Origin of the sequence: Thermosulfurimonas sp. (genome assembly GCF_015491435.1) — a bacterium.
Classification (GTDB): Bacteria; Desulfobacterota; Thermodesulfobacteria; order Thermodesulfobacteriales; family Thermodesulfobacteriaceae; genus Thermosulfurimonas_A.
Window position 1 is genome coordinate 1 of sequence record NZ_WFVX01000190.1, and the last position, 8,373, is coordinate 8,373.

6 protein-coding genes are annotated in these 8,373 nt (G+C 56.9%); 5 read left to right on the top strand and 1 reads right to left on the bottom strand.

Annotation, left to right across the window (positions count from 1 at the left end):
* Positions 1-1,059 (bottom strand): M20/M25/M40 family metallo-hydrolase (locus F8J34_RS08750; protein ID WP_297058452.1); only part of this gene is annotated, 1,059 nt, incomplete at its 3' end.
* Positions 1,060-1,189: 130 nt separating this feature from the next.
* Between F8J34_RS08750 and glgP the strand changes: the two genes are divergently transcribed.
* The 5 genes from glgP to F8J34_RS08775 all read left to right on the top strand — a co-directional run.
* Entirely contained in the window at positions 1,190-3,301 is a 2,112-nt protein-coding gene (gene glgP / locus F8J34_RS08755; RefSeq protein ID WP_297058455.1) for an alpha-glucan family phosphorylase, read from the top strand.
* Positions 3,298-4,821, top strand: coding sequence for a glycoside hydrolase family 57 protein (locus tag F8J34_RS08760; protein ID WP_297058458.1), 1,524 nt, complete (start codon positions 3,298-3,300; stop codon positions 4,819-4,821). The genes glgP and F8J34_RS08760 overlap by 4 nt, the downstream gene beginning before the upstream one ends.
* Entirely contained in the window at positions 4,818-6,227 is a 1,410-nt protein-coding gene (locus F8J34_RS08765; RefSeq protein ID WP_297058461.1) for a glycogen/starch synthase, read from the top strand. Before F8J34_RS08760 ends, F8J34_RS08765 begins: the two co-directional genes overlap by 4 nt.
* On the top strand, positions 6,224-8,146 hold the full coding sequence (gene glgB, locus F8J34_RS08770; protein ID WP_297058463.1) for a 1,4-alpha-glucan branching protein GlgB: 1,923 nt from the start codon (positions 6,224-6,226) through the stop codon (positions 8,144-8,146). Before F8J34_RS08765 ends, glgB begins: the two co-directional genes overlap by 4 nt.
* Positions 8,133-8,373: 4-alpha-glucanotransferase (locus tag F8J34_RS08775; RefSeq protein ID WP_297058465.1), on the top strand; the 241-nt coding region annotated here is incomplete at its 3' end. The genes glgB and F8J34_RS08775, both read left to right, overlap by 14 nt.

Sequence of the window (8,373 nt, forward strand, 5' to 3'; positions counted from 1 at the left end):
GGCCAGCTCCAGCAATACCCGAAAGGCGGTTTCAACCTCAGAAAGGGAGATCCTTTCCTCAGGAGTGTGACAGAGGGCCAGGTCCCCGGGACCGAAAACCACCGCTTCCGTACCCGCCGCTGCAAGGTGGGCGGCATCGGTCCAGCTGGGCATCCCGGAAAGCCGGGCCTCTTTCCCGGTAACCCGCCGATAGGCTTCACAGAGGCGGGAAACAATGTTCGCCCCCCTCTCCAGACTGTAAGCCTCGGAAATATCCTTCACCCGATACCTCACCCCTGAAAAACTGCGGAATCTTTCCTCTATTTCGGCCATGATTTGGTTAAGGTCCTGGCCCGGAAGGAGGCGAAACTCCAGTTCCAGTTCCACCCTATCCGGTACCCGCAATTCCCCATCTCCTCCCACGAATTTCTCCACATTGAACCAGGAAGGTCCCACCAGGGGATGTTCCTCATAAAGAAAGGGGAGGCGTTTAAGGGTACTGATCAGGTCCATGGCCCGTTCGATGGCGTTTTCCCCCTGATGGGCCAGACTCCCGTGTACCGCCCGTCCGTACACCTCCACCTCGTACTCCACCGATCCGGCTTCGGCGATGGCCACGGTAAGACGGGTGGGCTCCAGAACCACCGCCTCGGGGAAAAAATATTCCCGCACCAGCTCCGCCGAACCCCGTCCTTCGTTCTCCTCGTCCACCAGAAAAGCCAGACCCAGGGAGGGCTCTTCGTTCTCTCGGCTCAATTCCTCGGCCAGCAACATCAGGATGGCCACCCCGGCCTTGGCGTCGCATACCCCCACCCCGTAAAGCTCCTCTCCTTCGGCCCGGGGAGGATATTTCCCCAGACGCACCGGAACCGTGTCCACATGGGTGGCCAGAAGCAGTTTCGGAGAATCGGAAAAAAAGACCAGAAGGTTGGGACCACACCCGGGAACCGATTGAAAGACAGGCTGAATTCCCCGCTTTCTCAACCAATCGGCGATGAATTCCTGAATGAGGGCTTCCTGCCCGCTTTCACTGATAATTTGGGCCAGATTCAGGATAATTTCTTTCAAGCGTTCTTTCATTCCAGTCTTCTTCCTCTTGCTTTCCGGACCTTCATAGAATATCATCCAAGATTCAGGTAAGCTATATGGGTGTATTCTTAGAGAAAGGGGAGTACAATCTGAAAATCAATAAAGCAAACAGGAGCCGTGTTTGAGTATTTTACACCTGGAAAAGTTAAAAGAACTGGCCTATAACCTCTGGTGGAGCTGGCATCCGGAGGCCAAAGATCTCTTCCGACGGATCGATCCCATCATCTGGAGTGAGATACGGGAAAATCCCATCAAGCTCCTTCTCTGTGCCTCGGACCGCATCGCGGAGCTGCTGAAGAACCCCGATTTTGTGTGCAAGGTGGAATACGTCTATCGTATTTACCGACACTATCTGGAGACTCCGGGCCCTTTCTATGCCCGCTTAAAGAGACCGATCGCCTTCTTTTCCGCGGAGTACGGGTTGCATCACTCCCTTTACATTTACGCCGGGGGGCTGGGGCTTTTAGCCGGGGATATCCTCAAAGAAGCGAGCGATCTCAACTTGCCCCTGGTGGGGATAGGGTTCATGTACCCCCAGGGTTATATCCGTCAGCGAATTCGGGCCGACGGGACCCAGGAGGAACTCTCCAACCATATCCACAAGGAAGAGATGCCGGTCCAGAAGATCTATGATGAAAAGGGGGACTGGCTCAAGGTCTGGTGCTACTGCTTCGATGAGCCCATATTTGCCGGAGTGTGGAAGGTGGAGGTGGGTCGGGTGAGACTGTATCTCCTGGATACCGATGTGGAGGAGAACAGCACCCGCCACCGGCGGATTTCCTACCAGCTCTATACCTCGGATCCGGAAATGCGCCTCAAACAGCAGATAGTTCTCGGCTTCGGCGGATATGCCCTCCTGGAACGTCTGGGAATAGATATCGGTGGATTCCATGTCAATGAGGATTACCCGGCCTTCGTTCTGGTGGCCCGTCTGGTACGCCTGCTGCAGCAGGGATTCTCTCTGGAGGAAGCGGTGCGCTACGTTCGCCATACCTCCCTCTTTACCACCCATACTCCGCTTCGGGCGGCCATCAACGCCTATCCCCTGGAGATGATCGAAAAGCAGTTCCATTTCCTCTGGGAAAAACGCAAGCTGGATCGGGAGTTCTTTCTCTCCCTGGGGACCAATCCCGAGAATCCGGAGGAGGGCTACAATACCACCATCCTGGGGATAAGGCTGAGTAAATATATCAACGCGGTGAGCCGAAGACACCAGGAGGTGGCTCGAAAGCAGTGGCATTTCATGTGGCCGGACCTTAAGGAAGAGGAAGTTCCCATCGATTATGTTACCAACGGGGCCCATCTTCCCACCTGGATCGACGAGGATCTGCGCACCCTTCTCAACGATTATCTGGGGGAGGACTGGATCCATGTCCACGACTGTGAGGACCTCTGGCAGATGATCGATCGCATCCCGGACGAGGTCCTGTGGAAGGTACACAAGGACAACAAATGGGAGCTTATTCACCTCATCAAGGATCGCTTGCGGGTCCGCTGGAGAGAGGGTAACCTGGATCCGGGCCTGGTGGTGGCTCAGGGAGCCCTGCTGGACCCTGATTATCTCACCCTGGGTTTTGCCCGTCGGATGACCGGCTACAAACGGGCCACCCTGATCTTTCACGATCTCGAACGCCTCAAACGCATCCTTCTCGATCCGGAAAGGCCGGTCCAGATCATCTTTGCCGGGAAGGCCCATCCCCGTGACGAAGAGGGTAAGAACATGATCCGTCAGATTGTGGAACTGGCCCGCGATCCGAGTCTGGCCGGGCGAATTGCCTTTGTGGAGGACTACGATCTGGATCTGGCCTATTATATGGTAAAGGGAGTGGATGTATGGTTGAATAACCCTCATCCGCCGCTGGAGGCCTGCGGCACCAGCGGGATGAAGGCCGGCTTTAACGGGGTCCCCCACCTGTCCATCCTGGATGGCTGGTGGCCGGAGGGATACAACGGCCGCAACGGATGGGCCTTCGGAGAAGAGGAAATAGAAGGCGACCGCACCGCCCGGGATGCCGAAGCCCTTTACCAGATCCTGGAGGAAGGGGTGGTTCCCCTCTACTATTCCTGGGATGAGACCGGTATGCCCCGTAAGTGGGTTAAATTGATGAAGGAAGCCATCAAGAGCATCACTCCCCGTTTCTGTGCCCGACGCATGCTCAAGGAGTACGTTTCTAAGTTTTATCAGCGCATCGACATGGTCGAACTTCCGGTAGGAGAAGAAAAGAGATCGTGAAGAAACTCTATCTGGTCTTCTGGTGGCACATGCATCAACCCTCCTACCGGGATGCTCTGTCCGGGAAGTATCTCCTTCCCTGGACCTATCTTCACACCCTCAAGGACTACGGCGAGATGCCCTGGCTTCTGAGCCGTTTTCCGGGGCTCAAGGGCAATTTCAATCTGGTTCCGGTGCTTCTTGAGGCCCTTGAGGATTATGCTTCAGGAGAGGTTCGGGATCCCCTGCTTAAGATCCTCCGTCAGCCGGTGGAGGATCTTTCCGAAGAAGACCGGGCCCTGCTCTTTACCCTGATAAGGCTCCTTCCTGCGCCGCTTAAGGCCACCTTGCCTGCTCTTTCCGAGCTGGAAAGGAGGATCCCCCACCTTTCCGGGGCAGAACTTCAGGATCTGCGCGTTCTTTATCTTCTGGTGTGGTGCGGTCGGGCTTTCCGGGAGAGATATCCCCTGGTGGAGGACCTTCGCCGTAAGGGAAAAGGTTATACCCCGGAGGAACTCCAGGCCTTACTGGAGGCAAGTTTTCGTTTTGCGGGGGAAATCGTAGCTTTTTATCGGGATCTTGAGGAGAGGGGGCAGGGGTCCCTCTCGGTGACCCCCTATCACCATCCCCTTCTTCCCCTTCTCCTGGACGTTCAGGCTGCCCGGGAAAACGATCCCGAGGTGCCCCTTCCGGACATTGGTCCCTTCGGGGATACGGCTGCCCGGCAGGTGCTTATGGCCGTAGAGAGCCATCGCAGCCGTTTCGGAGAATCTCCCCGTTTTTGCTGGCCGGCGGAGGGGGCGGTAAGTGAGGCCGCCCTGAGTCTCCTTGCCGCCCACGGCCTGCAGGGGCTGGCCACGGACGAAACCCTGCTCTGGGCGGTCCGGGGCGGGGAAGATCGCTCGGTACTCTTTCGGCGTTATCGTATGGGAGAGAGCCTGATCCTCTTTCGGGATCGGGGTCTCAGCGACCTTATCGGTTTTTCCTATCAGCACCTCTCCGCCGAGGAGGCGGTCGATGACTTCCTGCGTCGATTGCGCGATATCTATGAAGGGGTGAACTATTCCCCCCTGGTGAGTGTGATCCTGGACGGAGAAAATTGCTGGGAATATTATCCGGAAAACGGTTATCCCTTCCTTACCCGCCTTTACCAGGCCCTGGAAAGGGAACCCTGGATCGAGCCCCTGAGTCTTAAGGAGGCCTTTTTGCGGGAGGATCTGCCCGAGGCCGAATTAAAGTCCCTTCGGGCCGGCAGCTGGATGGGAGGGACCTTTCGCAAGTGGCTGGGGCATCCGGAAAAAAACCGGGCCTGGGAACTTCTCTGGCGAGTTTATCGGATCCTGGGAAACCATGCCGGGCAGGAGGAGTATCTTCGGGCCCTGCCTTATTTCCTGCGGGCCGAGGGTAGCGATTGGTTCTGGTGGTACGGGGAAGGGCTGGATACCCCTCTTCTGGATCGGTTTGATCTACTTTTTCGTCATCATCTGGTCCGGGTCCTCCGGGAACTGGGAGAACCCCTTCCGGATGAGGTTAGAGGGTGAGGGTCCTTTTCCTGTCCAGTGAGATCTTTCCTTACGCCAAGACCGGAGGACTGGGGGATGTGGCCTATTCCCTGCCCCGGGCCCTGGAGGCCCTGGGCGTGGAGGTCTTAAGGGCCATGCCCCTTTATCATTCCCTCTACGGCCAGGGGTTCGAGGATACCGGAAAGGAGGTAACCGTCCGGCTCAACGGGCGTCCCTATACCTTCCGGATCTTTCGCCAGGATCGGCACTATTTCTTCCATCAGCCCGAGCTTTACGACCGACCTTATCTTTACGGTCCCCCGGGCAGGGCTTATCCGGACAACGACCTTCGTTTCGGGGGTTTCTGCTGGGCCGTGGCCCAGGCCGTGAAGGAGGGCTTCTTTGACGTGGATCTCGTCCATGCCAACGACTGGCAGACCGCCCTTTATCCGGTCCTCCATCATGAGATCTTCCGCTTTCCCCAGAAAGTGGTCTTTACCATCCATAATCTGGCCTTTCAGGGAATGTTTGAGAAAGAGACCCTGGAGCGTCTCGAACTGCCCTGGTCTCTCTATCATATCGAAGCGCTGGAGTTCTGGGGGAAGATCAATCTGATGAAGGGAGGGATCATCTTTTCCGATGCCGTAACCACGGTGAGTCGCACCTACGCCCGGGAGATCCTTACCTATGAATACGCCTATGGCCTGGAGGGGGTGCTCTATCACCATCGACACAAGCTGGTGGGGATCCTCAACGGAATCGATTACGAGTTATGGAATCCGGCGCAAGATCCTCACCTCTACGTACGTTATTCCGTGGAAGATCCCGCCCCCAAGGAAGAGAACAAGCAGGCCATGTTACGGGAACTGGGGGTGGCGGAATTTTTCGCCGAAAAACCCCTCTTCTGCTTTATCAATCGATTTTCCCAGCAGAAAGGGGTGGAGATACTCCTTTCGGCCCTGGAGAGGCTCTCCCGGATAAACGGCTTTTTCATCTTCCTGGGCGAGGGCGAATATGCCCCGCTTTTTGAGAATATTGACCGACGCTACCCCAACATGTACGCCCGAATCATCTTCAACGAGGGGTGGTCTCACAAGGTTTATGCGGCCTCGGATTTCATCCTGGTCCCCTCCCTTTTTGAGCCCTGCGGAATCACCCAGCTCATTGCCATGCGGTACGGCACCCTGGTGGTGGCCCGCAAGACCGGGGGCCTGGCCGACACCCTGGTGGATGTTTCCTACCCCGGAGGCTACGGGTTCCTCTTCCCGGACCCCACCCCGGAGGATCTCCTCTGCGGGGTTAAACGGGCGGCGGAACTTTTCCAATACCCCCGATATTTTATGCGCCTACGCCGGAAGGTCATGAAGCTTGATTTTTCCTGGAACCGCTCGGCCCGGGAATATCTTAAACTTTATCGCCAACTTCTCTTTCGCCGGAAACCATGAGTCGCGTTCGTCCCTATACCCGTTTAACCGATCTGGATATCTATCTATTTCGCGAGGGCACCCATCTGAGGCTTTACGAGAAACTGGGGGCCCATCCGGAGGAGGTGGAAGGGGAAAAGGGGGTTTATTTCGCGGTCTGGGCCCCTAATGCGGCCTATGTCTCGGTGATCGGAGACTTCAACGGATGGGACCGCTCCGCGCATCCCCTCTTTCGCCGGGAGGATGAATCCGGGATATGGGAGGGTTTCCTTCCCGGAGTAAAACCCGGTAGCCTTTACAAATATTATCTTCATACCCGGAACGGTTATCATCTGGAGAAGGCCGATCCCCTGGCTTTCTTCGGGGAACCTCCCCCGGGCACGGCCTCCCGGGTCTGGGATCTTTCCTATTCATGGAACGACCGGGGCTGGAGGGAGGAACGGAGCCGCAGGAATGCCCTTTCGGCGCCCTGGCTCATCTACGAGGTGCATCTGGGATCCTGGCGCCGGGTGCCGGAGGAAGGGAACCGTTTCCTCACCTATCGGGAACTGGCTCCCCTTCTGGCAGAATACGTGAAGGAAATGGGTTTTACCCATGTGGAATTCCTGCCGGTGATGGAACATCCCTTTTACGGTTCCTGGGGTTACCAGGTACTGGGGTTCTTTTCCCCCACCAGCCGTTACGGAACCCCGCAGGATTTTATGTATCTGGTGGATTATCTGCATCAGCAGGGGATCGGGGTTATTCTGGACTGGGTCCCCTCGCATTTTCCCACTGATGGTCACGGCCTGGCCTTTTTCGATGGCACGCATCTTTACGAATATGAGGACTTTCGCAAGCGTTTCCATCCGGACTGGAAGAGTTACATCTTCGATTACGGCAAGGGCGAGGTGCGGAGCTTCCTGCTGAGCTCGGCCCATTTCTGGCTGGAACGCTATCATGCCGATGCCCTGCGGCTGGATGCGGTGGCCTCCATGCTCTATCTCGATTATTCCCGCGGCCCCGGGGAATGGGTGCCCAACATCTACGGGGGCAAGGAAAATCTGGAAGCTATCCAATTCTTGCGCCTCCTGAACGAGAAGCTCTACGGCACTCTTCCGGATATCCAGACCATCGCCGAGGAATCTACGGCCTGGCCCCTGGTTACCCGTCCCGTATATGTGGGAGGGCTGGGCTTCGGAATGAAGTGGAACCTGGGGTGGATGAACGATACCCTCTTTTATTTCTCCAAGGACCCCATCTATCGTAAGTATCATCACGATACCCTGACCTTCAGTCTCTGGTATGCCTTTTCGGAGAATTTCATCCTTCCTCTCTCCCACGACGAGGTGGTCCATGGGAAGGGGTCCCTTCTCGGGAAGATGCCCGGTGATCCCTGGCAAAAACGGGCCAACCTGAGGGCCCTTTTCGGATATATGTGGGCCCATCCCGGCAAAAAGCTCCTTTTCATGGGGGGAGAGTTCGGCCAGTGGCGGGAATGGAACCATGAAGAGAGTCTGGATTGGCACCTTCTGGCGTATCCAGAGCACGAGGGGATACGCCTTCTGGTCCGGGATCTCAATCGGGTGGTGCGCGAGAATCCGGCCCTCCACGAGCTGGACTTTTCCCCGGAGGGCTTTGAGTGGATCGATTTTCACGATGTGGAAAAGAGCGTCATCTCCTTCCTGCGGCGGGACCGCTCCGGCAGGAACCTGGTGATCGTGGTGGGTAACTTTACTCCGGTCCCCCGCTACGGTTATCGGGTGGGAGTGCCGGCCCCGGGATTTTACCGCGAGATCCTGAATACCGATGCCCGGGAATACGGGGGTTCCGGACACGGAAACCTGGGCGGGCGAAGGGCCGATCCCCTTCCCTTTCACGGAAGACCCTATTCCCTGGAGCTGACCCTCCCGCCCCTGGGGGTACTCTATTTCCGGTGGGAAGGCGATGTTTCGGACTAGGAGAGCCGGAATCTTCCTGCCCCTGAGGGCCCTGCCCTCTTCCTATGGGATCGGGGACCTGGGGCCCTGGGCCTTCCACTTCGTGGATTTTCTGGTGGAGGCCGGCCAGAGGGTCTGGCAGTTTCTTCCCCTGAATCCCACTCATCCCCGGTACGGAAATTCTCCCTATCTGGCCCTTTCTCTTTTCGCCGGGGATCCTCTGCTCATAAGCCCGGAAAGGCTTTACC